This is a genomic window from Pandoraea commovens (assembly GCF_902459615.1).
Taxonomy (GTDB): Bacteria; Pseudomonadota; Gammaproteobacteria; order Burkholderiales; family Burkholderiaceae; genus Pandoraea; species Pandoraea commovens.
On record NZ_CABPSA010000005.1, the window covers coordinates 335,785 to 359,436 of the forward strand.

The following is a 23,652-nucleotide window of genomic DNA, read 5'->3' on the forward strand; positions in this document are numbered from 1 at the left end:
CCGTCGGACGCGGAACGCCGGACGTGGAAAACCGGGCGGCACAGAAAAATTGACAGGAATAACGACCATGTATCGAGTCTTGCTGGTCGAAGACGATGCACGCCTTGCCGCGCTCGTTACCGAATATCTGCACGCTTACCGCTTTGAAGTGATGGTCGTGGGCGACGGCTCGCGCGCGCTGGAGCGGTTTCGCGCGTTTTCGCCGGACATCGTGATCCTCGATCTGATGCTGCCGGGAATGGACGGCATGGAAATCTGCCGCCAGTTGCGCGCCGTGAGTACCACGCCGATCCTGATTCTCACTGCACGCGAAGACACCTACGATCAGGTGGCGGGGCTGGAAGTCGGGGCGGACGACTACGTCGTCAAGCCGGTCGAGCCTCGCTTGCTGCTGGCGCGGCTTCGAGCGCTGTTACGGCGTGTCGTGCCCAGCACCGAGCTGGAACTCGAGAACGACGACGGACTCGCGTTCGGGCAATTACGCATCGTGCCGCGCGACCGCATGGTGTTCTGGCGCGGCGCAACGGTCGAGCTCAAGTCCAATGAGTTCAGCCTGCTCCTGATATTGGCGCGCGGTGCGGGGCGAGTGGTCACGCGCGACGAGATCCTTCAGCAGTTGCGCGGCATCGAATTCGACGGCATCGATCGCACGGTGGATGTGGGCATTTACCGGTTGCGCAAACGCTTCGAAGACACTGACGGTGAACCCCAGCGCATCAAGACCGTTTGGGGCCGGGGCTATCTGTTCAGCCCCTCGGCCTGGGAAAGTTGAAGGGAAATAAAGGGAGAGTTAGGGCATGTTTCGCGTCCTATTGAAGCTGTACGCGCTGGTCGGTATTTCTATCGTTGCGTCGATTCTGATCATCACCTACACGTTCGGCCATCTGTTTCTGGACACCATGAACAGCTCCGCGCAAAAGCAACTGGGCGGTTATGCGTGGCTGATCAACGAGAAACTCGGTGATATCCCGGAATCCGAGTGGCCGCAGTTCGTCAAAGAATTTGCCTCGAAGACGCAGGACACCCTGACCCTCCAGCCGCTCAAGGATTTCCCGGTAGAACGCGAGTATCTTCGCCAGGATCTCGAAGCGGGGCTGCCGATCGTGAACGGCACCGACGGCGAGCACTACGCCATGCGCCTGCGCAATTCGCAGTGGGTTCTGACGTCGGAAAGCGGTACCGATCTGAGCATGAAACAGATCAATTACCTCGCCTATGCCGTGGTGGCCATACTCATGCTGATCTCCGTGTTGACCTGGGTGCGTTGGTACTGGACGGATCTGAAATCGCTCAATCGTGCGGCAATTCGCTTTGGCGAAGGCGATTTCAGCTCACGTGCCAAGGTGTCACGCTTCTCGAATCTGACCGCGCTGGTGCGCGTGTTCAACACCATGGCCGACCGTATCGAGCGGTCCATCAAAGCGCAGAAAGACATGATCAATGCCGTGTCGCATGAATTGCGCACGCCGATTGCGCGACTGGATTTCGGGCTGGAGATCTTGCAGCAACGGCGTCAGGAACCGGACGCAGACGACCGGATCAACGCCCTCAAGGGCGACATCCGCGAGCTGGACGAACTGGTGACGGAGTTGCTTTCGCTGGCCCGACTCGACCAGATCACTGCGCCGCCGATGCGCCAGACGGTGTCGTTGCGCCTGATGTTCGACAGTCTTGCGGCGAATTGCACGGAGGTATTGGCGACGCGCTCGATTGCCCTGGACATCGCGGCCGAGCCGGGCGCGGATCGTGTGGAGGTGGAGCCTAAGCTGATGGCACGTGCGGTACAGAACCTGCTCAACAATGCGATGCGGCACACGTCACGACGCATCGTCTGCGGCGCGCGGGCGTGCGAGAACGGCGAGGTGATGATTTACGTGGACGACGACGGCGAGGGTGTCCCGCCCGCTGAGCGTGCCCGCATCTTCGAGCCGTTCCACCGATTGGACAGCAGCCGCAATCGCGCGACGGGCGGCTTCGGCCTGGGCCTGGCCATCGTGCGGCGCATCGCGCTACTCCACGGCGGGCGCGTGCGCGTCGACACCTCGCCACTCGGCGGCGCCCGCTTCACGATCACGTTGCCTGCACCGCCCGCCTGAAAGCGCACAATCTTCGTGTCGCCTGCGTTGTTTATTTGCAGAAACCGCTGTGAACGTTTGAGTTTTTGCAAATAAATAACGCAATTCCCACATCCCCTCTGCCTGCCCGGCCCCCTCCTCCGCCGTTGAGTATCTAGCAAGTCCCCCTCTTTCGGACGACGACACATTGTCATGTTCGCGACATGTTGGCCGCTTACATTGGCGGCTCAATTTAATCCCAAAGAGGACCTTGAAATGAAACCCAACCTCCGCATCGCGGCGGCAGGGTGCTGCCTGGCGTTCGCCAGCAGCCTGCCCATGCCCGCTCTGGCCCAGTCAAACGTTCAGCTTTACGGCTTGATCGACTCGGGCGTCGAATTTCTCACCAACGCCGATAAGAACACCGCTGGCAGCGCCGTGAACCTCACGCGCGTCACGTCGGGCAACCTCGCCGGTTCGCGCTGGGGCCTGAAGGGCACCGAAGATCTCGGCGGCGGCAACAAGGCGTTGTTCCTGCTCGAAAACGGCTTCAACCTCGGTAACGGTCAATCGCTTCAGGGCGGCCGCGAGTTCGGTCGTCTGGCCTACGTCGGCCTGTCGAACAAGTCGTTCGGCACCGTCACGATCGGCCGCCAGGGCGGTGTGTTCCTCGACTGGGTCAGCAAGTTCAACCCGCTCAACAACGCCGTCTACGCCATCAAGATGCAGGACACGGCGTTCTCCGACCGTCTCGACAACAGCCTTCGCTACAGCGCCAAGCTCGGCGACTTCGAAGCGATGGTCCAGTACTCGAAGGGCTACGACGACGTGAGCTTCGGCGCGGCTAGCACCACGCCGGGCGACAATCGTCGCGCACAGGTCGTCGACGCCGGCGTGCGCTACGCCAACGGCCCGCTCTCGTTCGTGATCGCTTACGACCAGAAGAACGGCGGCTCGACCCTGCCCAATGCAGCCATGACCTCGAAGGTCGGTGGTTATGAAGGCAACATGGATCGCCGTATCGCGGCGGCGGTGCAGTACTCGCTGCAAAGCGTCGATCTGTACGTCGGCTACCGTTACCTGAACGCCAAGGCCATCCACCTCTCGGCCCTGAACAAGAGCCCGGTGGAAGCATCGAGCTACTACTGGATCGGCTCGACGTGGCACGCCACGCCCGCGCTCGACCTGTCGGCCACGGCCATGTATCAGGACTTCTACGGCACGAACCGCGACCCGCTGTCGTTCCAGGTCAGCGCCGACTACAGCTTCTCGAAGCGTACGGACGTCTACGTCAACATGGGCTACGTCGTGAACCGCAATGGCTCCGATCTCGGTCTGAACGGCTTCGGCACCAACGTCATCGCTGGCAAGAACCAGTTCGGTACGATGGCCGGTATCAAGCACACGTTCTGATGACGAGCGACGCTCTGCCTGCGCCGCAAGGCGTCGCTGTGTCGCTGCGCGCGCTGCACCAGACTTTCGGTGCGGCGCGCGTGCTCGACGGCATCGACATCGATGTCCCGGCCGGCACCACGACCGCTTTGCTCGGCCCCTCCGGATGCGGCAAGAGCACGCTGCTCAAACTGCTCGCCGGTCTGCTCGCCCCCACTGGGGGCGAAATCCGTTTCGACGACACCGTGGTCGCCAGCGCCAGCGTCTGTCACGCCCCGGAATTGCGCTCGCTCGGCATGGTCTTTCAGGACTACGCCCTGTGGCCGCACATGAGCGTGGCCACCAACGTTGCATTCCCGCTTGAGATGCGCGGGGTCAAACGCACGGAGCGCGCCGAGCGCGTCGAAGAAGCCCTCACGCTCGTTGGCCTTGCCGGTCTCGGCGCCCGGCGTCCGCAGGCGCTCTCCGGTGGCCAGCAGCAGCGCGTTGCGCTCGCGCGCGCTATCGTCTCGGCCCCGCGTCTGCTGCTGTTCGACGAGCCGCTATCCAACCTCGACCGCGATCTGCGCACGCGTTTGTGCGCCGATATCGGCGCGCTGCTCTCGCGCCTTGGCACCACCGCCGTCTATGTCACCCATGACCGCGAAGAAGCCGAGGCGTTGGCCGACCAGATCGTGATCCTCGCGCACGGGCGCGTTGACAAACGTATTACGAGGTAGCCCATAATGCTCCACCGCAAAATTATCGCGACACTCACCATGGCCTTTGCTGCAAGCGTTGGCGTTCAGCACGCGCACGCGCTGACCGTCTATACCGCCGGCCCCGGCAACCTCAGCAAGAAGCTCGCTGCGGGTTTCGAGAAGAAGACCGGTATCAAAGTCGATGTCTTTCAAGCCACGACCGGCAAGGTGATGGCGCGCATCGAAGCCGAACAGGCCAACCCGCGTGCCGACGTGCTCATCTCGGCCTCGTGGGACACCGCACAGGATCTCGAAAAGCGCGGCTGGCTCGCCCCGTTCCAGAGTGCCAACGCCTCGCGCGTGCCAGCCCCCTTCAAGACGACGCATTACGTCGCGCAAGGCCTCTCCGCGCTCGGCATCGTCTGGAACGCCAAATCGGGCACGCCGGAACCGCATGACTGGCGCGATCTGACCAAACCCGCGTATCGCCATCTCGTGACGATGCCGGACCCGGCCCTCTCGGGTGCGTCCGCCGACCTGTTGCTGGGTCTGCAAGCGCGTCTGGGCGGCGAAGCATGGAAGCTCTTCGACGATCTGAAGCAAAACGGTATGGTCGTGTCCGGCCCGAATGCTCAGGCGCTCAACCCGGTGCTGCAAGGCGCGAAGGCTGCCGTGTTCGGCGCGGTCGACTACGTCGCCTATGCCGCCGCCGCACAGGGCGAAGCCGTGAAGGTGATCTTCCCGACGAGCGGCACGGTCATCGCACCGCGTCCGATGATGATTCTGAACACGTCGAAGCAGCAGAAAGAAGCGCGTCAGTTCATCGATTACGTGCTCTCGGAAGAAGGACAGCAGATGGTCGCTGAAGCGTGGCTGATTCCGGCACGCGAAGACATCGCCATCAAGCGCGCTTCGTTCAAGGATCTGCGTCTGTTGCCGCAAGGCGACGCGCAATCGTCGAGCACCTCGCGCGCCGATGTTCTGGCACGTTTCGCCAAACTCAACGGCCAGCACTAACGGTGAAATCGCTCCGACTACTGCCGACGGCGACCGTTGCAGCGCTCGCCGTCGTGGTGGCATTGCCGGTCGCGTTCGTTCTGTTACAGGCTATCTTTCCGCATCTCGCGCAGGGATCGTTCGCGGATCCCTTCTCCGCTGTCTGGCCCACGCTGTCGCACGACAGCACGCTGCCGCTCGTCACCAATACGCTGAGACTCGGTGTGTCGGTGGCGCTCGGCACGGCGCTGGTCGGTGGTGCGCTCGGCGCGGTGCGCGGCCTGTTTCACGTACCGGGCGCGCGGCTCTGGGATCTGTGCTTCCTCCTGCCGTTTCTGGTGCCGCCGTATCTCGCGGCGCTGGGCTGGATGTTGTTGCTGCAAACGGGCGGCTACGCTCAGCAGCTCACCGGCATGGACGCCGGACAGTTCCTGTTCTCGCTGCCGGGCCTCGTCTTCGTGATGACGCTCAACATCTTTCCCGTCGTCTACTTCGCGGTGTCCCGCGCGCTCTCGACCACCGGCTCGCGACTGGCAGACGTTGCCCGCGTGCATGGTGCGTCCGCGTGGCGTGCGTTTGCACGGGTGACGCTGCCGCTCGCGCTGCCGGCGTTCGCGGCCAGCCTGCTGCTCGCGTTCACGATGGCTATCGAAGAATTCGGTGCACCTGCCGCCCTCGGCGCGCGCGCCGGTTTCTCCGTGCTGGTCACGTCCATCGAAGGCCGCTTCGCCGACTGGCCGATCGACCTGCCGGGCGCGTCGGTTCTGTCGGTCGTGCTGGCGGTGCTCGCGCTCGTCGCCTTCGTGTTGCAACACCGGCTCGCGGCAGGCAAGGACTTCGAGACGCAGACAGGCAAGCCCATCGCATCGCCTCCACGCGAACTGGGCCGCTGGAAAGGTCTCGCGCTCTTCGGCTTCGCCTTCGTAGCACTGCTGGCCACCGTGGCACCGCTGTTCTCGATTCTTGCCACGGCGTTCTCGGGCACGCTCTCGGGTGGCCTGTCGCTCGCCAATCTGACGACGTCACACTTCGCGGCGTTGCTCGGTCAGGGCGCGGAAGGGCTTGAAGCGTTGGCGACGAGTCTGTCGCTGGCGTTGAGCACGTCGCTCGTCACGGGCGTGCTGGGTTTCCTGTGCGCGTGGTGTGTCGTGAAGTCGACGATGCGAGGCCGCGTGCTGATCGACGGCCTGTCGCTGCTGCCGCATGCCTTGCCGGGCATCGTTGTCGGCGTGGGCCTGATCCTCGCGTGGAACCTGCCGTTCTGGCCCGTCACGCCGTACAACACCTGGGGCATTTTGCTGCTGTCCTACAGTTGCCTGCTGCTGCCGTATCCGGTGCGCTACACGAGCGCTGCGCTGCGGCAGACGGCGGCGTCGCTCGAAGCCGCTGCACGCGTGCACGGCGCACCGGCGGGTGTCGCGCTGCGACGCATTACACTTCCGCTGGTAATGCCCGCGCTCGGCGCGTCGTTGATGATCGTGTTTGCGATTGCGTCACGCGAACTCGTGACCTCGCTGTTGCTCGCGCCTAGCGGCGTGCAGACGGTCTCGATCTTCGTATGGCGTCAGTTCGAGCAGGGTTCCATCGGTCAGGGCATGGCGATGGGCGTCGTCTCGATGGCCGTGAGCGGCACGTTGCTCATGCTGGCGTCGCGTCTGGGGAACAAGCGCGAGCGCGCTGCCTGATCCTGATGCGATAGCACCGAAGGGGCGCGCTGCCGGTCGCCGGTCAGCGCGCCCCTTCTTCATTTCACACGGGACAAGCCGCTATCGATTTAACGACGCCAGCGCAGCGGCCGACGCAGCGGGTGCCGTTGCGGCCCCGTCGCCATCCACACCGGCCCCGCGCCGACCATTGACGAAGGGGTTCCGGACATCGCCTTCGCTTCGTCCTCCTCGTCCTTGTCGACGGTTTTGCTCGTGTCGATAAACAGTGCGGCGACAACGCCCATGCCGAGCAACACCGCCGAGATGGCGAACGGCACGTTGTAGCTGCCGCTCGTCTCGATCAGATAGCCGAACGCCACGGGTGAGATCATTCCCGCGAGACCGAAACCGGTGTTCATCATGCCGCCCGCCGTGCCCGCATACTTGCCCGCGATATCGAGCGGCAAAGTCCAGAGCACCGGATTCGTGATTTCGAGGAAGAAGAACGACGCCGAGAGCAGGAACACCGCCACCATCGGGTCGGACACCATCGTCATCGGCAACAGAAACGCCAGCGATCCGCCCATGCCGACGACCAGCACCGATACACGCGCGAAACGCAGGCGTCCCGTCGCCTTGTAGAGCTTGTCGGACACCACACCGCCCAACGTATCCCCGACCACCCCCGCGAGCAGCGGCAGCGCCGTGAACAAGGCCAGTTGCTTGAGATCGAAGCCCTGCGACTCGCGCAGATATGACGGCATCCACGTCAGATACACCCACAGCAGCCAGCCATAACAGAAGTCGACGAACGTCACGAGCCACATGCGTCGAATGAGCTTGCGCCACGGCGTCGACGCACGCTTGGCACGTTCGCAATCCCCCGGCCGGTAGCCGATCTCGGCCGCTTCTTCCGGCGTAACGCGACGGTGTTGCTCGGGCGTGTTGGTGAACACCTTCATGTAGAGCACGGTCCAGATCAGGCTCACCACCCCCAGCACGATGAACGCCTCGCGCCAGCCGAACGCCACCACGATGGCGAGCACGACCGGCGGCGTGATCGCCCCGCCCAGACGCGCAAAGCTATGCGTAATGCCCTGTGCAAAGCCACGCTCGCCGACGGGCATCCAGTAGGTGAACGCGCGCGTTGCCGTCGGGAACGCACCGCCCTCCCCGATGCCCAGCAAGAAGCGCAACGCAACGAGTGCCGCAATGCTGCCCGCAAAGCCGGTCGCCAGTGTCGCGACGCCCCAGATGAGCGAGAGCACCGTCAGTACGAGCTTGGGTCCGTACCGGTCCGCCAGCCATCCACCGAAGATTTGCATCGCGGCATACGGATAGGCGAAGGCCGAGAACACGAGTCCCAGTTGCACCGTCGTCAGTCCCATCTCCTGTCGGATGAAGGGGCCTGCGACGGCAATATTGACGCGATCGATGTACGAGATGAAATACATCAGGCACATGACTGCAAGAATGATGTGGCGCGTTTTCACGCGACCGGTACGCTTGTCCATGTTGTCTCCTATGTATTTACGTCGCACACGTCATGCGCATGCGATCGTGTCCTGCACCCGGGGAGCGATGGCCCCTCGGGTCGTTACTGTTGCAGCAGCTTGAGTCGTTGCACCTTGCCCGACGGGCCACGCGGCAGTTCGGTGACGAAGCGGAATTCCTTCGGGGTCTTGTAGCGGCCAAGGGTTCGCAGGCAGTGTTCGCGCAATGCCTGCACGTCGGCCGACGTGCGTTGAGCGTCGTCCGGCCCACGCAGCACGACAAACGCCACGATCTCCTGTCCATAGGCCGGGTCGGGCACGCCGACGGCGGCCGCCTCCAGCACATCGGGATGCCGCAGCAGCGCCTCGTCGATCTCGCGCGGCGCGATGTTCTCGCCGCCTTTGATGATCAGTTCCTTGGCGCGTCCGGTGATGTAGAAGTACCCGTCGCTGTCGCGATGACCGAGATCGCCGGTGCGCAACCAGCCATCGGCCGTGAAAGCGTCGGCGGTCTCGTCCGGACGTTTGTAGTAGCCGCGCATGATCTGCGCACCGCGCAACACCAGTTCGCCGGTCTCGCCTGCGTCGGCTTGCGAGCCGTCGCGGCGTATGACGCGCGCCTCGCCGCCCGACGGCAGACCGACACTGCCGATGCGGCGCATGCGCGCATCGAACGGATTGCTGAAGACGGGCGCGGCGGTCTCCGTCATCCCCATCGTCTCGATGATGCCGATGCCGAAGCGCGCTTCGAACGCACGGTGATGGTCGGCGGGTAACGCCGCCGACGCACTGCGGCAAAAGCGCAGCCTGGCTAGCTCAGCACGCGACGGGGCATCGCCTTCGAGCAGATACGCGACGATGGTCGGCACGACGTTGATCCACGAGCACCGCGTTGCGGTCACGTCGCGCCAGAAGGTGCGCGCGGAGAAACGCGGGGCCATCACGACCGATCCGCCGTGAAACAGCGGTGCCAGCAACGTCACCACCAGACCGTTGATGTGATAAAGCGGCAGCGAGGCCAGCACGCGATCCTCATGCGTGAGCCGATGCTCGGCGCTGATGAACGCAGCGTTCGCGAGCAGACTTCGATGCGTGAGTAGCACCCCCTTGGGCACCCCGGTGGTTCCCGACGTGTACATGAGCAGCGCCACGTCGGCGATCACCGGCGAGGCCAGCGATGGCACTGCCGCCATCGACGGGATCTCGGGCAGTGCGGTGGCATCGGGTGACGTGCACACCAGCGCCACCGCGCGCATCATCCCCTGTCCCCGTGCCGCATCCATCGCTTGCGTCAGCGCTGGCAGCATCGCCTCGGAGACGAAGATCAGCCGCGTATCCGAGTGCTCGACAATGTATTGCAGCTGCGTCGGCTGACAAAGCAGATTGATGGGATTGACGATCAGGCCGCTGTACATCGCAGCGAGGATCACGCGTGCCGACTGCGGACCGTTGCCCATGCACACAGACACGATGTCGCCTGCGCGCAGGCCAGCCGCTGCAAAACGCCGCGACAGTTCCCGGCAGTCGTCGCGCAACGCACGGAAAGTCAGCGGCACGGCTTCGCCACTTTCATTGCCGCTTTCATTGCCATCATTGAGCGCCAGCAGGTACGGACGCTCGCCGTGCGTGTGCGCCTGCCGCTCGATCAGATCTCGCAACGTGCTTGCGTTAGCGGCGGGCGATTCATGCGCTGCGGCAAGGGCGGCGGAGACAGGGTTCATGGGCGCGTTCATCGTCCGAATCTCCCGAAATAGTCGGCGAGCAGGTCGTCGGCCTCAGGCACTTCGGCGGCGATGGGATAGGCCACGCGCGTGACGTTGAGGTACTGACGGTAGCCGAGGTTGTCGGTAAAGTTGTTTCGTCCCCACGTGCCGCACCCCATCGACAGGGAGAATGGCAGGCCGTTGTCGAAATTCCCGCCGGTCGCGAAGCAATGCGCCTGATTCACGATCACGCGCGCCACCGGCAAGGTCTCGCCCAGTTGCAAGGCCTGCGCCTTGTCAGCGCCGTGCAGACCGACCGAGTGACCCGCGCCCATGTAGCGGTAGATGTTCGAGACGAGCGACACGGCGTCGTCGAAGTCGCGGGCACGATAGACCGTCAGCACCGGCGAGAGCTTCTCACCCGAGAACGGGTAATCCGAGCCGGTGCCCGACTCCTCGACCATCAGGAATTTGGGATGTTGCGCCGCAATATCGTCGAGCCCGGCCAGACGCGCAATCCGCTGCGCCGACTTGGCCGTGCATGCGCCGGAAAGCTTGCCGTCCACCCACATGACTTGTGCCAGGGCCTGCTTCTGGTCCGCACTGAGCAAGACGCCACCGGCGGCGTGCAATGCGTCGATCATTGCGTCGTAGACCCTGCTTTCGATCACGACGCTGTTCTCCGACGAACAACTTGTCGCGTTGTCGAACGTCTTCGAACGGGCGATCTTGACGGCGGCATCCGGCAGATCGGCGCTCTGCGTGACGATCGACGCGACGTTGCCAGCGCCGACGCCGAACGCGGGTGTTCCGCTCGTATAGGCCATGCGCACGTTCGCCTGCGAGCCGGTCGCCACGATCAGATCGGCCTGACGCATGAGCGCCGCCGTAGCAGCCTTGCTGATCGGCTCCGGCAGCATCTGTACGAGATCCGGCGAGAGGCCCGCTTTGACGAGTTCCGCATGCACAAACCGCAATAGCAATGCGCACGCGCTGTAGCCCTTGGGCGACGGCGCGACGATCACCGCATTGCCACACTTGAGCGCATTGACGATCTTGTTCGCAGGTGTCGCAGCAGGATTGGTCGACGGCGTGATCGCTGCCACCACACCGACCGGACGTGCGATCTCGACAATGCCCTTGCCCGCATCCTCGGCAATCACGCCATGCGTCTTGCGGCCGTGCAGATCGCGCAGCAGGCCGAGCGTCTTACGGAAGTTCTTCTGAATCTTGTCGTCGACGTTGCCCAGCCCGGTGTCGTGCACCGCCAGTTCCGCGAGTTGACGGTTGCGCGCCGGTTCCATGATCGCCCATGCGGCTGCACTGGCCGCCGTGTCCAGCGCCTGCTGTCCGGCAGCGGCGAAATCGCGCTGCGCTACCCTGGCCCGCGCGATGAGTTGCGCGACCTGTGCCTCGACGTCGGCCATATCGTTGCTCGCGCGCGGCGCTAACGTGCGAGCGTCCGACGGTGCAACGACAGCTCCGAGAGCCCGTGAATTCATGAGACGCCTCCTGATGGTTTTCGAGTGGGTTCGCGTAACCAATCTAGCCAACACACGACGCGTCGCCGGTCTCAAATTCCCGGTCAAGCCGGACACCTTCGGAGGGTGTAAAGGGTGGGTCGAAATTCGGGACCGCTAAAGTCCGCAAAAGTAATCAAACCGATGCAGAATTGCGGTAACGGGCGAGAGAACAACGACAAAGCTTCGCCACAGGCGACATCAGATTGCCGAGGGGGACATAGCAACACTCAGGAGACGACATGGCAGCATCGAATCAATCGAACGCCGCTGCAGTGCGTGCGTTTCGCGTGCTCGAAACCCTCGCCGACGCTGGCGGTCCGCTATCGATGATGGATCTCGTGAACGCGCTTGGACTGCCCAAGCAAACGGTGCATCGCATCCTCACGCAGTTGAAGGACGCATGGCTGATCACTCGCAGCGACGACGACCGGCGCTATGAATGCTCGCCACGCGTGCGCGCGCTGGCCATCAATGTGTTGATGCAGACGGGCCCTGCTGCAGCGCGTCATGGTTTGCTGGAGCAACTCGTCGCGAGCATCGGCGAGACGTGCAATCTGACGATGCTCTCGGGCAACGATGTGATCTACGTGGATCGTGTGGAGACGGAGTGGCCGCTGCGCATGCATTTGCAGCCCGGCTCGCACGTCCCGCTGCACTGCTCGGCAAGCGGCAAACTGCTGCTGAGTTTCCTGCCGAAGGAACGTCGCGAACATCTGATCGATACATTGCCTCTGCGCCGCTTTTCGGATCAGACGTTCACCGACCGCAGCGCGTTGCGCGCCGAGCTGCAACAGACGCGGCGTCGCAAGATGGGCATTAACAATCAGGAGCATTTGCAGGGGCTGATCGCGATTGCCGTGCCCGTCATGCTCAATCGCAACCGCGCGTGCGCCGCTATCGCTGTGCAGGCGCCTATCGGGCGCCTGACGCTCGACGACCTGCTGGCATTCGAGCCCGAACTGCGCTTCGCTGCCGAAGAAACCGCACGCACCTTCAAGCACTGAGCGGCCCGCTCTCACTGCATCACCGCATGTCACCGCCCCGCCCCGCGCGGGGCGCGCTTCACCTCCTCCCTTTCGCGACACCCGCGCGCACACCTGTCCATTATCTGAACAGTTGTCATGCCTGCGGACGCCCGTTCGCCCCCTGAAAAATCCCCTCAATCGTCTAGATTCTTGCGTTTCGAGACGCTGGCATCGAACTTGCTGATCCCTGTGGGCGACGACTTGAAAGTCGCGCCGCATTCCCCCTCGCACAGGTTGATTTCAACATCGTTATCACAAGGATGCCTATCGTGGACAAGATCGAACATCTCGAACGTCAGATCAAGGAACATCACGCGACGCTTGCACATCACCCGGTGTTCCACTCCATCGAATCGATGCAAGGTTTGCAGACGTTCATGGAGTGGCACGTGTTTGCCGTCTGGGACTTCATGTCGCTGGTCAAGCGCCTGCAGGCCGACCTCACGACGATCACGCTGCCGTGGATCGCACCGCGCAATATTCATGCCGCCCGTCTGATCAACGAGATCGTGCTCGGCGAGGAATGCGACGAGACGCCGCAAGGCCCGATGAGCCACTTCGACCTGTACCTCGCCGCCATGCGCGACGTCGGCGCCGATACGCGCCAGATCGAGAAGCTGATCGACCTGCTCGTCAAGGGCCACAGCGTGAGCGCTGCGCTCGCTGCCGTCGACGCCCCCGCGCCGGTGCTGCGCTTCGTCAACTCGACGTTTGCGACCTGCTACGAAGGCAAGACGCATCAGGTGCTCGGCAACTTCTTCTACGGCCGGGAGAACGTGATTCCCGACATGTTCCGCACACTGCTCGACGGCTGGCAGATCGATCCGAAGAGCGTGCCGCTGCTCACGTTCTATCTGGAGCGCCACATCGAAGTGGACTCCGGCGAACACGGCCCCGCTGCGCGCGCCATGATCGTCGAGGCCGCCAACAACGACGAGCGTCTGATGGTCGAAGCGCTGGAAGCGGGCCTGCGTGCCATCGACGAGCGGCTGCGTCTGTGGGACGGCCTGCACGAACACATCGTGGCGTCGCAGAAGGAAGCCGTCGCTGCGTAAGCCGTTTGCGCGATTCGTTTGCGAGCGCGTTTTTCATGAGGCAGGACGGTCGGGGGACCGGAGGGGCGCGGCCGACAGCACACGCTGTCGGCCGCATACGCCCCCTCACATCCTTACATCCCTCACCGCATGCTGCGCGCGCTCCCATTCGAATCCTGAGTTGCAGGTCCTCTGCCGTCCCCCATATTCCGAGGCAACGCCATGTCATTGCAGAGTTACGTCAGCCATGCTGACCAATGGGAACAACGCGCCACGATCCGTTCCCGTCCGCGCCGCATCGTCGAAGACGACGACCTGAGCTACTACCCCGTCGAGCGTCAGCCGCTGTACGCGCACCCCGCCGTGATCGACGCCGGCCGCGAGGTGCAGGACTACATCCTGCTGCAAAGCTTCTACAAGTACATCAACGACGTCATCATCTTCGAGACGGAGATCGTGAACCGCACGGCGCTGGCCATTGCCAAGTCACGCTTCCCGTTCGAGTTTCCGTTCGCGTGCCGCAGCGACGCCATGTCGGTCGTGATCGACGAGAACTACCACGCCTACGTGGCGATGGACTACCTCGACCAGGTCGAGCGCAGCACCGGCATCGGCCCCATCGAGCAAAACCGTGAGATCGAACTCTCGCGCGCCATTCCCCGTGCCATGGAATACGTGCCGCCGCAATACGCCGCCGGTATGGAACTGCTCGGGGTCGCTATCTCGGAGAACACCGTCACAGCAGAAGTCGCCGCATTCTCGCGCGACACCACGCTCAAGCGTTCGGTCAAGGGTGTCATGGCCGACCATCTGGCCGACGAAGGCCGCCACTCGGTCTTCTGGATCAATCTGGTCAAGCTGTACTGGTCGGAGATCGACGAGACGGCGCGCATCGAACTCGGACGCGGCCTGCCGTTCTTCCTTCGCGAGTACCTCACGAACGAGTTGCAACTCGAATTCGACCGCCGCCTGATCGGCACGCTCGATCTGCCCGCCGCCACGCGCGAACAGATCGCGAACGACATGGTCGGCGCGTACCCGATCACCAACCAGCACCCGATGATCGTCAACATCCGCAAGTTCTTGAAGATGGCGGGGCTGCTCGAACACGAACCCACTCGCGCGGCCATCGCGCAATACCTGTGAGGAACGAGTCATGAGAGCGATTTCCTTCGCCATCGCGGGCAACAACCGCCTCGGCGCACGTCTGTTCGCCGCGCTCCACGACATGGGGCACGACGTGATGCCGCTGTCTTACAGCAGCGGCCCGCTCACGGAGATGGCGGCGCAACTGGGCGCGAGCGTGCCTACGCCGGACAGTGGACCGCAGCGCGTCGAGTGGCGTATCGACTGCGGCGACGCCGCACCGGAAACCGCCTGTGCCGCCACGCACATCATGACGTTTCGTGCCAGCGCCCCGGCACTGCCACCGGTCACGTCCACGCTCGCCTGGCAGTGGCATGGCCCGCGTGGCGATGTCGACGTCGCCACCACGGCCTGCGTGTTCGACAGCCTGCGCTGCGGCGCGGACATGGTCGCGCAGATCGATGCCGAAGCCGAAGCCATGCTCGTCGACATCGTCAGCCAGCTCGGCCGCGACGTGCTGACCACCGATGCGCTCGCGTCGCGCCCGGTGGCCGAGGCGGCGCCCGGGAGCGTGGTGCTCGACCTGCATCGTCTGTCCGGCTGGCATGCGACGAACGAGACGGCACGCGAGATGGCGTTGGAGGCGTCGCTGCCCGAGATGATTTCGCGTCGCGCGCTCGAGGCCCCGTCGGCCGTCGCGCTGCGCGATGCCAACGGCGACGTCAACTACCGCACGTTCGTCGCCGCATCGATGAAGCTCGCGCTCGACATCGCCGCGATGCTGCCCGTGCAATCGCCGGACGACCGTACACCCCAGGTCGTTGCGGTGCGGCTGCCCAAGTCGCGACTGCTGTACACCGCGATTCTCGGCGCCATCGGCGCAGGCGCGGCCTATGCGCCGCTCGACCCGTCGTTTCCTGCGGAACGCGTGCGCCAGATCGTCGAACAGAGCCGTGCGACGTGCCTGATCACCGATGACGATTTCGACGCCAGCGCGCTCGAGGGGCTGAACGTCAGAATCATTCGTCTGCGCTCGCTCAATGTCGCGGACGTGAACATCGGCGTGACAGCGTGGCCCGTCTCGCGCCTGCCCGATCGCGCGAGCCGCTGCGCCATCACGATCTTCACCTCCGGTTCGACGGGTGTGCCCAAGGGGGTGATGCTCACGCACCGCAACATCGTGCACTTCTGCCACTCGTATCGCGACTACATCGGACTGGACGCCAGTTCCCGCGCGTTGCAGTTCTGCACTGTGGCGTTCGACGTCTCGCTGCTCGACATCTTCCCGACGTTCCTCGCCGGTGCCATGCTGGTGATCCCGACCGAAGCCCAGCGCCACGCACTCGACGATCTGAGCGCGCTCATCGAGCGCGAAGCCGTCACGCATGCTTTCCTGCCACCCGCGCTGCTCGGCGTGATGCCGGACGCGCAGTGGCCTGCGCTGCGGCATCTGCTGACCGGCGGTGACGTCTGTTTCCCTGAGACGATTGCCCGCTGGAGTCAGGGCCGCGAGTTCCACAACATCTTCGGCCCGGCGGAATGCACGGTATTCGTCACCGTCGCGCGGCTGAAGGCGGGCGACAGCAACCGGTTGATCGGACGGCCGCTCGCGAACGTGCGCTGCTACGTGCTCACCGAGACAGGCGAACCGGCGCTCACGGGTGAAGCGGGCGAACTGTGCGTCGCCGGTGCCGGTGTGGCGGATGGCTATCTGCATCGTCCCGATCTGACGGAGCGCAGCTTCGTGCCCAACCCGTTTGCCGATCCGAACGGCCAATGGCCGTCAGCCCACGACGAACTGCTGTATCGCACGGGCGACATCGTGCAGTGGGACGAGTACGGCGCACTGCACTTCGTCGGACGCCGCGACGCACAGGTCAAGATTCGGGGCTTTCGCGTCGAACTCGGCGAAATCGAGTCGGCCGCACTCGCTACCGGCCAGTTCGGTCAGTGCGCGTGCGTGGTCGACGACCGCAAACGCATCCGTGGCTTCGTCGCGCGCCCGCTGGCGGCATCCGTGACGGGCGACACGTTGCGCGACCTGCTCGTTGCCCGTCTGCCGGACTACATGGTGCCTTACGAGATCGTCGTGCTCGACGCACTGCCCGCCACCAACAACGGCAAGATCGACCGCAACGCGCTTGGCCGCATTCCGGCGCAGCGCGCCCGCACGGAAGACGACACCGCGCAGGCACCGCTCACCGAAACGGAAACGAATCTGCGTGCCCTGTGGGCACGGCTGCTCGATCTGGAACCGTTCGAGATCGGCCGCGACGATTCGTTCTTCAACCTGGGCGGCCACTCGCTGCTGGTCTCGCGACTCATGCTTGCAGTCAAGAAGGAGTTCGGCGGCAATGCACCGCTTGCCCGCTTCATGGAACGTCCGACCATCGGCGCGCTGGCATCGCTGCTCTCGAACGACGACGTCAACAAGGGCGAACGCATTCCGCAGCGTGTCTTCGACGACATGGTGCTACCCGACGACATTCGTCCGGTCGACGGTCTGCGTCCCATTGCGGACGGTGCACGCGCCATTCTGCTCACGGGCGCGAACGGCTTCCTCGGCACCTTCATCGCGGCCGAGCTGATCGCGCAGACGTCCGCCACGATCCATTGCATGGTGCGGGCAGCGAGTCAGAAGGAAGGCGAGGCGCGTCTCGCGCAGGCGTTGCAGGCCAACGGGCTGGCTGCGCTCGCAGGCCATCCACGCTTGAGAGTCGTGCTCGGCGATCTGGCGAAACCGCGACTCGGCGTATCGCCGGAAACGTGGCGAACGCTGGCGCACGATATCGATGCGATCTATCACAACGGTGCACACGTCAATCACGTCTACGACTATCCGTATCTGTACGACGCGAACGTCGGTGCGACGCTCGAACTGTTGCGCCTCGCCTGCGAGTTCCGCAACAAGTCGATGCACTTCGTCTCGACGTTGTCCGCCGCGAGCGCGGTGAACGCCGACGGTCATGTGCTGGAGGAAGGCCCTGCCCGCAACGCGCCCGCCTTCGTGAACAACGGCTACAACGTGACGAAATGGGTGGCGGAGCATCTGGTGTGGGAGGCCGCCGAGCGCGGCGTCGACGCCACGATTCTGCGTCCAGGCAACATCACCGGGGTGTCTGGCACGGGGCTGTGCCAGCCGACGCGTAACCGGATCCTGCTGCTCGTCAAAGGCTCACTGCAACTGGGCGCGGCCCCTGCCGGGGATACGGATTTCGACTTCACACCGGTCGACTTCCTGGCGCGCGCGATGGTCCGCTGCACGACCGACCCGCAGCGCGAGTTGCGCGTCTTCCACCTCCAGAACCCGCAACCGCTGACGTGGGAAGACTACCTCGGCGCCCTCGCCCGATGCGGCTATTCGCTCGCCCTCGAAGAGCCCGCAGACTGGCGCAATCGCCTGACGTCCATCGACGAGACCAACGCGTTGTTCGATGTGGTCGCGTTCTATCTGGACGACAGTCAGGAGGATATCGGCGACATGGCGCGCATTGCCCACCGGCAATCGGCGCAAGCGCTTGCACGTCTGGGGCTGGCGTATCCGCGCAAGGACGACGCCCTGCTCATGCATCACTTCGGGTATCTGATCGAAAGCGGTTTCCTGCCCGAGCCGGGTAGCAGCAATGCCCGGCGTACCGAACCGAAGGGAAATCAGGCGGGTAAGTCCGACGAGAAGGAGACGGCCTCCGTCGCCTGATCGGCGTGTGGGGTCTCTCTGTCATTTGTTGCACCTTTTTTCGCGCAGTCCATTTTCATCATCGAGGAGTTCATCATGCTGCAAAAAGTCCGCACCGAACTGCAACCCGACACGCTGATCCACAACCTCACGACGACTGTGCACGCCGGGGTAGCCGACCTGAATGCGTCTGCACGCGACGTGTGGAACATCGTCGGCCGCTTCGACGGCTACAACCGCTTCGTGACCGGTCTCGAATACATCCAGATGACCGGCACGGCGACCGGCCCGCGCTCGCTGCGTCACAAGCACTTCACGGGTGGCGATCTCGTCGTCGAGCAACTCAACACGCGCAACGACGACGCCATGACCATGAGCTGGACGCTGATCTACACGACGTTCGACATCGGCAACATGTGGGCGTCGATGGAAGTGGTGCCGCGCGGCGACAAGGCATGTACGGCAACGTATCGCATCGTCGGCGAAGCGCGCTCCGGCAATCCGAAGGATCAGCCGGCGTTCGACGATTTCGCCGTCGGCTTCCTGAAGATGGCGATGGACAACCTGCGCAAGATGTTCAACGAGTAAAGCGCGAGTTGCCCGGCATCGATGTCATCGATGGTATTGCGCCCTCACGGCTCGCGTCGTGAGGGCGTCCCACTTCTTCGTTGCGGACCGCACAATGGACAGACATCTCCCGCCCGCCGGTCGCTGGCAGCTCGCGGCGCGCGCGCAACGCATGCAGCCTTCGGCACTGCGTGAACTGCTCAAGGTCGCCGAGCGGCCTGACATCATCTCGTTCGCGGGCGGCCTGCCCTCGCCCTACGCGTTGCCGGTCGAACGGCTTCAGGCGTCGGTCGACCGGATCTTGCGGCGCGACGCCATCGGAGCGCTGCAGTACGGGCCGTCCGAGGGCTATCTGCCGCTACGTGAGGCTATCGCCGCGCGGCTGACCGGGCAGGGCGCGGCAGTCAGTCCGTCTCAAGTGCTCATCACGACCGGCTCACAGCAGGCGCTCGACCTCGTCGCACGCGTGCTCGTCGATCCCGGCTCGCGTGTGCTGATCGAGACGCCGACCTATCTAGGCGCGGTGCAGGCGCTCGCGCAATACGAACCCGTGTTCGAAGAGGTCTCGACAGACGCGGCAGGCCTGTTGCCCGAACGGCTCAACGAGACGTCGATGCGCAATGCGCGCCTGCTCTATACGCAACCGAACTTCCAGAATCCCACGGGACGCACGCTCCCCCTCGACCGGCGCATGGCCCTGGCGTCGCTGGCCATCCGTCATGGCTTACCGATCGTGGAGGACGATCCTTACGGCGAACTCGTCTACACCGGCGTGACCCTGCCTTCACTACTGTCGATGGCGCCCGACCACGTCGTGCATCTCGGCTCGTTCTCGAAGGTCATTGCACCGGGCCTGCGCGTGGGGTACGTGGTCGCGCCGGAAGAACTCATGATCAAGCTGTTGCAGGCGAAGCAGGCGAGCGACCTGCACACGACCGGCATCACGCAACGGCTCGCGCATGCCCTGCTCACCGACGGCGAGTACGACACGCACCTCGAAGCCATTCGTCTGCGGTATCGGGCGCAATGTGCACTTATGCTCAAATGCCTCTCCGAGCATATGCCTGAGGGCGTGAGCTGGACGCGCCCCGCAGGCGGCATGTTTCTGTGGGTGACGCTGCCGCCCGGCATCGACAGCGCAAGTCTGTTCGAAGACGCGTTGGCGCGCGGTGTGGCGTTCATTCCGGGCGCATCGTTCCATGCCGTCTCACCGAAGGCGAACACGATGCGGCTGACGTTCACGACCGCCACCCCCTCACAGATCGAAACCGGGATTGCACGCCTGGCGCAGGCGATCGAGGCGCGGCTTCGCAAGACCGAAACCTGCCTCACCGTCTCCTAGGTTCCGCTACCCCGACACCGGCACTTCAGGCGCAGGCCTGAAGTGCCGCGTCCGACGGCTCGAACAGTCCGATGTTCTGCGCCGTCTGCACAAAGCGCTGTACGCACGGGTTGCTGCTGGTCGCGCTCCATACCAACGCCACGTCGATATGCGGCGCGTGCAGCAGCGGCACGAACTGCACGTTCTCCGCGCGCGTGCTGCGCATCGAGCTGTGCACCAGTGCGACCCCGAGGCGCTGTCCGACCAGATTTACGATCGTCTGCTGGAAGTTCGTCTCCAGTCGAATACGCGGTGAAAAACCTGCCTGGCGACAGTGGTCCGTGATGGTGTTGTGGATGAACGGCGATGCTTCACGCGGCGAAATGATGAAAGCATCGTCACGCAATTCGGCAACCGAAATGGCCGAGCGCGCTGCTAGCCGATGACCGGCAGGCAGCGCCGCCACCAGCGGTTCGCGGAAGATGGTTTCCGTGCATAGCTCGACCGACGCATCGGAGGAATACATGATGCCCACGTCCACCTTGCCGCAGCGAAGTTCGGCGGCGAGGTCGGTCGGAATCGACTCTTTGAGTTTGACCTCGATACGCGGAAACGCCGCAGCAAATGCGCGCGTGAGCACGGGAAGCACGCTGCATGCGACCGCAAACATGAAACCGGCGCACAGCATGCCTGAGTCGCCGACTTCGGCCGCGCGTGCGTGAGAGCGCGCCTGATCGAGCGTGGCGAGCACAGAGCGTGCGTCGCGATAGAAACGCTGTCCTGCCGCAGTGAGCGCCACGCTGCGCTGTGTGCGTTGAAACAATACGACCCCCAACTCCTCTTCGAGCATCGCGATCTGACGCGACAACGGCGGTTGCGAGATGTGCAGCAAATTCGCTGCGCGCCCGAAGTGGAGTGTTTCGGCCAGTACTACGAAATAGCGAAGTTGCCTCAGTTCCATGGAGCCTTCCCCCCTTAAAAGAACATCGGTTTCTATTCATAGCGAACCGGTATCAGTCATCGCATCATATGGTATTGGAGACCGCTCGCGAATCGAACTATGCTTGGTCTTGCTTTATGGAGCACCCCCCACGGCATTCGCCATGATGCGATACCGCGCAGCCAAACGCAGCGCCCGCCAATTCCTATAAAGTTAATGAGAGACGCTATGTACGCCCACGATCCGCTGGACCGTTCAAACGCAAACTTTCAGTACTCCTCCCGGCCAACGCTTGACCGGCTCTGCGGTAGCGATCCCTCCATGCTGGCCACCCTCGCGCGTGCCAGACTGCTCATCGATCGCCAACTTCCCATTCTGATTCTCGGAGAAACCGGTACCGGCAAGGAGTACCTCTCACGCGCCCTGCATGACTACAGCGCACGCCGTCAGGCGAGCATGGTGTCGGTCAATTGCGGCTCGATTCCCGAAAACCTTATCGAAAGCGAATTGTTCGGATACCAACGCGGCGCCTTCTCCGGTGCCCTCAACACCGGCATGAAGGGCAAGGTCGTACAGGCCGATGGCGGAACGTTGTTCCTCGACGAAATCGGCGATATGCCCTTCGCACAGCAGACACGTTTGTTGCGCGTACTCTCCGAGCGGGAAGTCACGCCCATCGGCGCGTCCGCGCCGGTTCCCGTCGACCTGCAACTCATTTGTGCGACGCACCAGAATCTCGAATCCCGCGTGCAGACGGGGGCGTTTCGCGAAGACCTCTATTACCGCGTAGCCGTCGGCATCGTGCATCTGCCGCCACTGCGTCTGCGGCAGGACCGCGCCTGGCTGCTCGACGCGATGATCGTCGCCGAATCTCACGGCAAAGCCAGTTTCGAATCGCTCGATCGCGAGACGCGTGAGCTACTGCTGTCCTATGCGTGGCCGGGCAACCTGCGTCAGATGCGTGCGGCCGTTCAGTACGCCTGTGCAGTCAGGAGCGGCGACACGATCCGTGTGTCCGACCTGCCTGCGAATCTGCTGCAAAGTGCGATGGCTCCCGCGATTGCGCCAGCGATGACACCGGCAGCCTTCTCGCCGGGCGCGTCCGTGGCGTCAGGGCCCGCTGGCAACATCCAGATCGCACCGCTCGCATCGCTATCGGCCATCGCCAACGGCGAGCGCGAGATCATTATTCGAGTGCTGTCGTCGCGACGCTGGAATATCTCCGCCGCCTCTCGCGAACTCGGCATTTGCCGCACGTCGCTCTATCGCAAACTGCGTGAACTGCATATTCCTCATGTGCGCGATATGGGCAGCGACGTGTTGCTCGGACCGGATCGCTGATATCGACGCGAGAAACGAACGGCCGGACGACGGGGCCGCATACGCCTCGCGCCCCTCGTCCACCGTTCGCTTCAATTCTCTTCCATCCCCTTACACCACTACGCCGGATCCGCCAGCAACGCCATCATGGCGGTCGGCTTGTAGCGGTTTCCGGAAGTCGCGTTCGTGCCGAAATGGGCGTCGAGCGCGCGCACCATGCCCGGGTCTAGATGCACACTCGCCGCCGCAAGGTTCTCCTCAAGACGGCTGATGCGGCGCGTGCCCGGAATCGGCACGATGTCGTCGCTGCGCGAGAGCAGCCACGCCAGCGCCAATTGCGCAGGCGTCACGCCGATTTGCGCCGCGTAGCCCGCGAGCGTCTGCGCCAGCTTCACGTTCGCCTCGAAATGCTCGCCTTGCAGACGCGGGTCCGACGTGCGACGCGAGTCGCCTTCCGGAAAATCCTCGGCGCGCCGCGCGGTGCCCGTCAGAAAGCCACGCCCGAGCGGTCCGAACGGCACGAGTCCGATGCCCAGCTCGCGCAGACACGGCAAAATCGACGCTTCGATATCGCGATGCCAGAGCGAGTATTCGCTTTGCAACGCACTGACCGGATGCACGGCATGCGCGCGACGGACGGTACGCTCACTGGCTTCCGAAAGCCCGAAGTAACGCACCTTGCCCGACTTGACGAGCTCGCCGACGGCACCCGCCACGTCTTCGATCGGCACATTGGGGTCGACGCGGTGCTGATACAGCAGATCGATGTAGTCCGTGCCGAGCCGCGACAGACTGGCGTCGACCACTTCCCGGATATGCTCGGGTCGGCTGTCGGCCCCCGTGACCGCTCCGTTTTCGAAGCGAAATCCGAACTTCGTCGCAATGATCGCCTTGTCGCGACGGCCCTTGAGTACGCGACCGAGAAGACGCTCGTTTTCGAACGGGCCATACACTTCAGCCGTATCGAAGAAATTGCAACCGAGCGCTATCGCCCGTTCCAGCACGCGAACCGATTCAGCTTCGTCGGAAGGCCCATAGGCATAGTGCATGCCCATGCAACCCAGCCCAATGGCGGGGACTTCCAGCCCCTGTTTCCCCAACCGGCGTGTTGGCAGCATTGTCGAACTCCTTTGAAGTGGTCGTAGGTCCGGCGTCTGTCGGTCGACGCCGGTACGTCGTCTTCACCATGCAAGTTT

General features: G+C 63.7%; 18 protein-coding genes. 13 read left to right on the top strand and 5 right to left on the bottom strand.

The window, feature by feature from the left end; all coding sequences use genetic code 11:
- Positions 1 to 49: 49 nt before the first annotated feature.
- The 6 genes from PCO31010_RS16760 (at position 50) to PCO31010_RS16785 (ending at position 6,807) form a co-directional block, all read left to right on the top strand.
- Entirely contained in the window at positions 50 to 772 is a 723-nt protein-coding gene (locus PCO31010_RS16760) for a response regulator (protein ID WP_373275364.1), read from the top strand.
- 25 nt (positions 773 to 797) lie between these two features.
- Positions 798 to 2,096 (top strand): ATP-binding protein, encoded by a 1,299-nt coding sequence (locus tag PCO31010_RS16765; RefSeq protein WP_150665233.1) that lies wholly within the window; start codon positions 798 to 800, stop codon positions 2,094 to 2,096.
- Between the two features lie 234 nt (positions 2,097 to 2,330).
- Positions 2,331 to 3,467 (top strand): porin, encoded by a 1,137-nt coding sequence (locus PCO31010_RS16770; RefSeq protein WP_150660053.1) that lies wholly within the window; start codon positions 2,331 to 2,333, stop codon positions 3,465 to 3,467.
- Positions 3,467 to 4,165, top strand: coding sequence for an ABC transporter ATP-binding protein (locus PCO31010_RS16775; protein WP_150665234.1), 699 nt, complete (start codon positions 3,467 to 3,469; stop codon positions 4,163 to 4,165). Before PCO31010_RS16770 ends, PCO31010_RS16775 begins: the two co-directional genes overlap by 1 nt.
- Positions 4,166 to 4,204: 39 nt before the next feature.
- The gene (locus PCO31010_RS16780) at positions 4,205 to 5,143 is read left to right on the top strand and encodes an ABC transporter substrate-binding protein (RefSeq protein WP_246184641.1); all 939 of its coding nucleotides are present in this window, start codon (positions 4,205 to 4,207) and stop codon (positions 5,141 to 5,143) included.
- A 2-nt stretch (positions 5,144 to 5,145) separates the two neighbouring features.
- Positions 5,146 to 6,807 (top strand): ABC transporter permease, encoded by a 1,662-nt coding sequence (locus PCO31010_RS16785; protein WP_150665236.1) that lies wholly within the window; start codon positions 5,146 to 5,148, stop codon positions 6,805 to 6,807.
- Positions 6,808 to 6,896: 89 nt separating this feature from the next.
- Here the strand turns inward: PCO31010_RS16785 and PCO31010_RS16790 are convergent, their stop codons facing one another.
- From PCO31010_RS16790 to sauS, 3 genes are all read right to left on the bottom strand, one after another.
- Complete coding sequence (locus PCO31010_RS16790; protein ID WP_150665237.1) at positions 6,897 to 8,282, bottom strand: MFS transporter; 1,386 nt, start codon at positions 8,280 to 8,282, stop codon at positions 6,897 to 6,899.
- Between the two features lie 83 nt (positions 8,283 to 8,365).
- A complete protein-coding gene (locus PCO31010_RS16795) occupies positions 8,366 to 9,982 on the bottom strand; it encodes an AMP-binding protein (RefSeq protein ID WP_150665325.1) in 1,617 nt (538 codons plus the stop codon).
- An 8-nt stretch (positions 9,983 to 9,990) separates the two neighbouring features.
- A complete protein-coding gene (gene sauS / locus PCO31010_RS16800) occupies positions 9,991 to 11,466 on the bottom strand; it encodes an acylating sulfoacetaldehyde dehydrogenase (RefSeq protein ID WP_150665238.1) in 1,476 nt (491 codons plus the stop codon).
- A gap of 260 nt (positions 11,467 to 11,726) precedes the next feature.
- Here sauS and PCO31010_RS16805 point away from each other — a divergent pair, with 260 nt between their 5' ends.
- The 6 genes from PCO31010_RS16805 to PCO31010_RS16830 all read left to right on the top strand — a co-directional run bounded on the left by PCO31010_RS16805 (position 11,727) and on the right by PCO31010_RS16830 (position 20,217).
- Positions 11,727 to 12,491 (top strand): IclR family transcriptional regulator, encoded by a 765-nt coding sequence (locus PCO31010_RS16805; RefSeq protein WP_150665239.1) that lies wholly within the window; start codon positions 11,727 to 11,729, stop codon positions 12,489 to 12,491.
- A 290-nt stretch (positions 12,492 to 12,781) separates the two neighbouring features.
- Positions 12,782 to 13,567 carry a DUF3050 domain-containing protein gene (locus tag PCO31010_RS16810; protein WP_039403981.1) on the top strand — a complete coding sequence of 262 codons (786 nt, stop codon included), beginning with the start codon at positions 12,782 to 12,784 and terminating at the stop codon, positions 13,565 to 13,567.
- 201 nt (positions 13,568 to 13,768) lie between these two features.
- Positions 13,769 to 14,692, top strand: coding sequence for a diiron oxygenase (locus PCO31010_RS16815; protein ID WP_039400399.1), 924 nt, complete (start codon positions 13,769 to 13,771; stop codon positions 14,690 to 14,692).
- 10 nt (positions 14,693 to 14,702) lie between these two features.
- On the top strand, positions 14,703 to 18,329 hold the full coding sequence (locus tag PCO31010_RS16820) for an amino acid adenylation domain-containing protein (RefSeq protein ID WP_150665240.1): 3,627 nt from the start codon (positions 14,703 to 14,705) through the stop codon (positions 18,327 to 18,329).
- A 75-nt stretch (positions 18,330 to 18,404) separates the two neighbouring features.
- Positions 18,405 to 18,896, top strand: coding sequence for an SRPBCC family protein (locus PCO31010_RS16825; protein WP_150665241.1), 492 nt, complete (start codon positions 18,405 to 18,407; stop codon positions 18,894 to 18,896).
- 94 nt (positions 18,897 to 18,990) lie between these two features.
- A complete protein-coding gene (locus tag PCO31010_RS16830) occupies positions 18,991 to 20,217 on the top strand; it encodes an aminotransferase-like domain-containing protein (RefSeq protein WP_150665242.1) in 1,227 nt (408 codons plus the stop codon).
- Positions 20,218 to 20,242: 25 nt separating this feature from the next.
- Here the strand turns inward: PCO31010_RS16830 and PCO31010_RS16835 are convergent, their stop codons facing one another.
- Entirely contained in the window at positions 20,243 to 21,157 is a 915-nt protein-coding gene (locus tag PCO31010_RS16835) for a LysR substrate-binding domain-containing protein (RefSeq protein WP_150665243.1), read from the bottom strand.
- Between the two features lie 300 nt (positions 21,158 to 21,457).
- Here PCO31010_RS16835 and PCO31010_RS16840 point away from each other — a divergent pair, with 300 nt between their 5' ends.
- Positions 21,458 to 22,477 carry a sigma-54-dependent Fis family transcriptional regulator gene (locus tag PCO31010_RS16840; protein ID WP_246184642.1) on the top strand — a complete coding sequence of 340 codons (1,020 nt, stop codon included), beginning with the start codon at positions 21,458 to 21,460 and terminating at the stop codon, positions 22,475 to 22,477.
- Positions 22,478 to 22,575: 98 nt separating this feature from the next.
- Here PCO31010_RS16840 and PCO31010_RS16845 read toward each other — a convergent pair whose 3' ends face one another.
- On the bottom strand, positions 22,576 to 23,574 hold the full coding sequence (locus tag PCO31010_RS16845; RefSeq protein WP_150665245.1) for an aldo/keto reductase: 999 nt from the start codon (positions 23,572 to 23,574) through the stop codon (positions 22,576 to 22,578).
- Positions 23,575 to 23,652 lie beyond the last annotated feature (78 nt).

What these genes read in the sequence shown, in the direction of transcription:
- PCO31010_RS16765 (WP_150665233.1), top strand. Translation starts at nt 798, where the DNA reads ATGTTTCGCGTCCTATTGAAGCTGTACGCGCTGGTCGGTATTTCTATC.
- PCO31010_RS16770 (WP_150660053.1), top strand. Translation starts at nt 2,331, where the DNA reads ATGAAACCCAACCTCCGCATCGCGGCGGCAGGGTGCTGCCTGGCGTTC.
- PCO31010_RS16775 (WP_150665234.1), top strand. Translation starts at nt 3,467, where the DNA reads ATGACGAGCGACGCTCTGCCTGCGCCGCAAGGCGTCGCTGTGTCGCTG.
- PCO31010_RS16780 (WP_246184641.1), top strand. Translation starts at nt 4,205, where the DNA reads ATGGCCTTTGCTGCAAGCGTTGGCGTTCAGCACGCGCACGCGCTGACC.
- PCO31010_RS16790 (WP_150665237.1), bottom strand. Translation starts at nt 8,282, where the DNA reads ATGGACAAGCGTACCGGTCGCGTGAAAACGCGCCACATCATTCTTGCA.
- PCO31010_RS16795 (WP_150665325.1), bottom strand. Translation starts at nt 9,982, where the DNA reads ATGAACCCTGTCTCCGCCGCCCTTGCCGCAGCGCATGAATCGCCCGCC.
- sauS (WP_150665238.1), bottom strand. Translation starts at nt 11,466, where the DNA reads ATGAATTCACGGGCTCTCGGAGCTGTCGTTGCACCGTCGGACGCTCGC.
- PCO31010_RS16805 (WP_150665239.1), top strand. Translation starts at nt 11,727, where the DNA reads ATGGCAGCATCGAATCAATCGAACGCCGCTGCAGTGCGTGCGTTTCGC.
- PCO31010_RS16815 (WP_039400399.1), top strand. Translation starts at nt 13,769, where the DNA reads ATGTCATTGCAGAGTTACGTCAGCCATGCTGACCAATGGGAACAACGC.
- PCO31010_RS16820 (WP_150665240.1), top strand. Translation starts at nt 14,703, where the DNA reads ATGAGAGCGATTTCCTTCGCCATCGCGGGCAACAACCGCCTCGGCGCA.
- PCO31010_RS16825 (WP_150665241.1), top strand. Translation starts at nt 18,405, where the DNA reads ATGCTGCAAAAAGTCCGCACCGAACTGCAACCCGACACGCTGATCCAC.
- PCO31010_RS16830 (WP_150665242.1), top strand. Translation starts at nt 18,991, where the DNA reads ATGGACAGACATCTCCCGCCCGCCGGTCGCTGGCAGCTCGCGGCGCGC.
- PCO31010_RS16835 (WP_150665243.1), bottom strand. Translation starts at nt 21,157, where the DNA reads ATGGAACTGAGGCAACTTCGCTATTTCGTAGTACTGGCCGAAACACTC.
- PCO31010_RS16840 (WP_246184642.1), top strand. Translation starts at nt 21,458, where the DNA reads ATGCTGGCCACCCTCGCGCGTGCCAGACTGCTCATCGATCGCCAACTT.
- PCO31010_RS16845 (WP_150665245.1), bottom strand. Translation starts at nt 23,574, where the DNA reads ATGCTGCCAACACGCCGGTTGGGGAAACAGGGGCTGGAAGTCCCCGCC.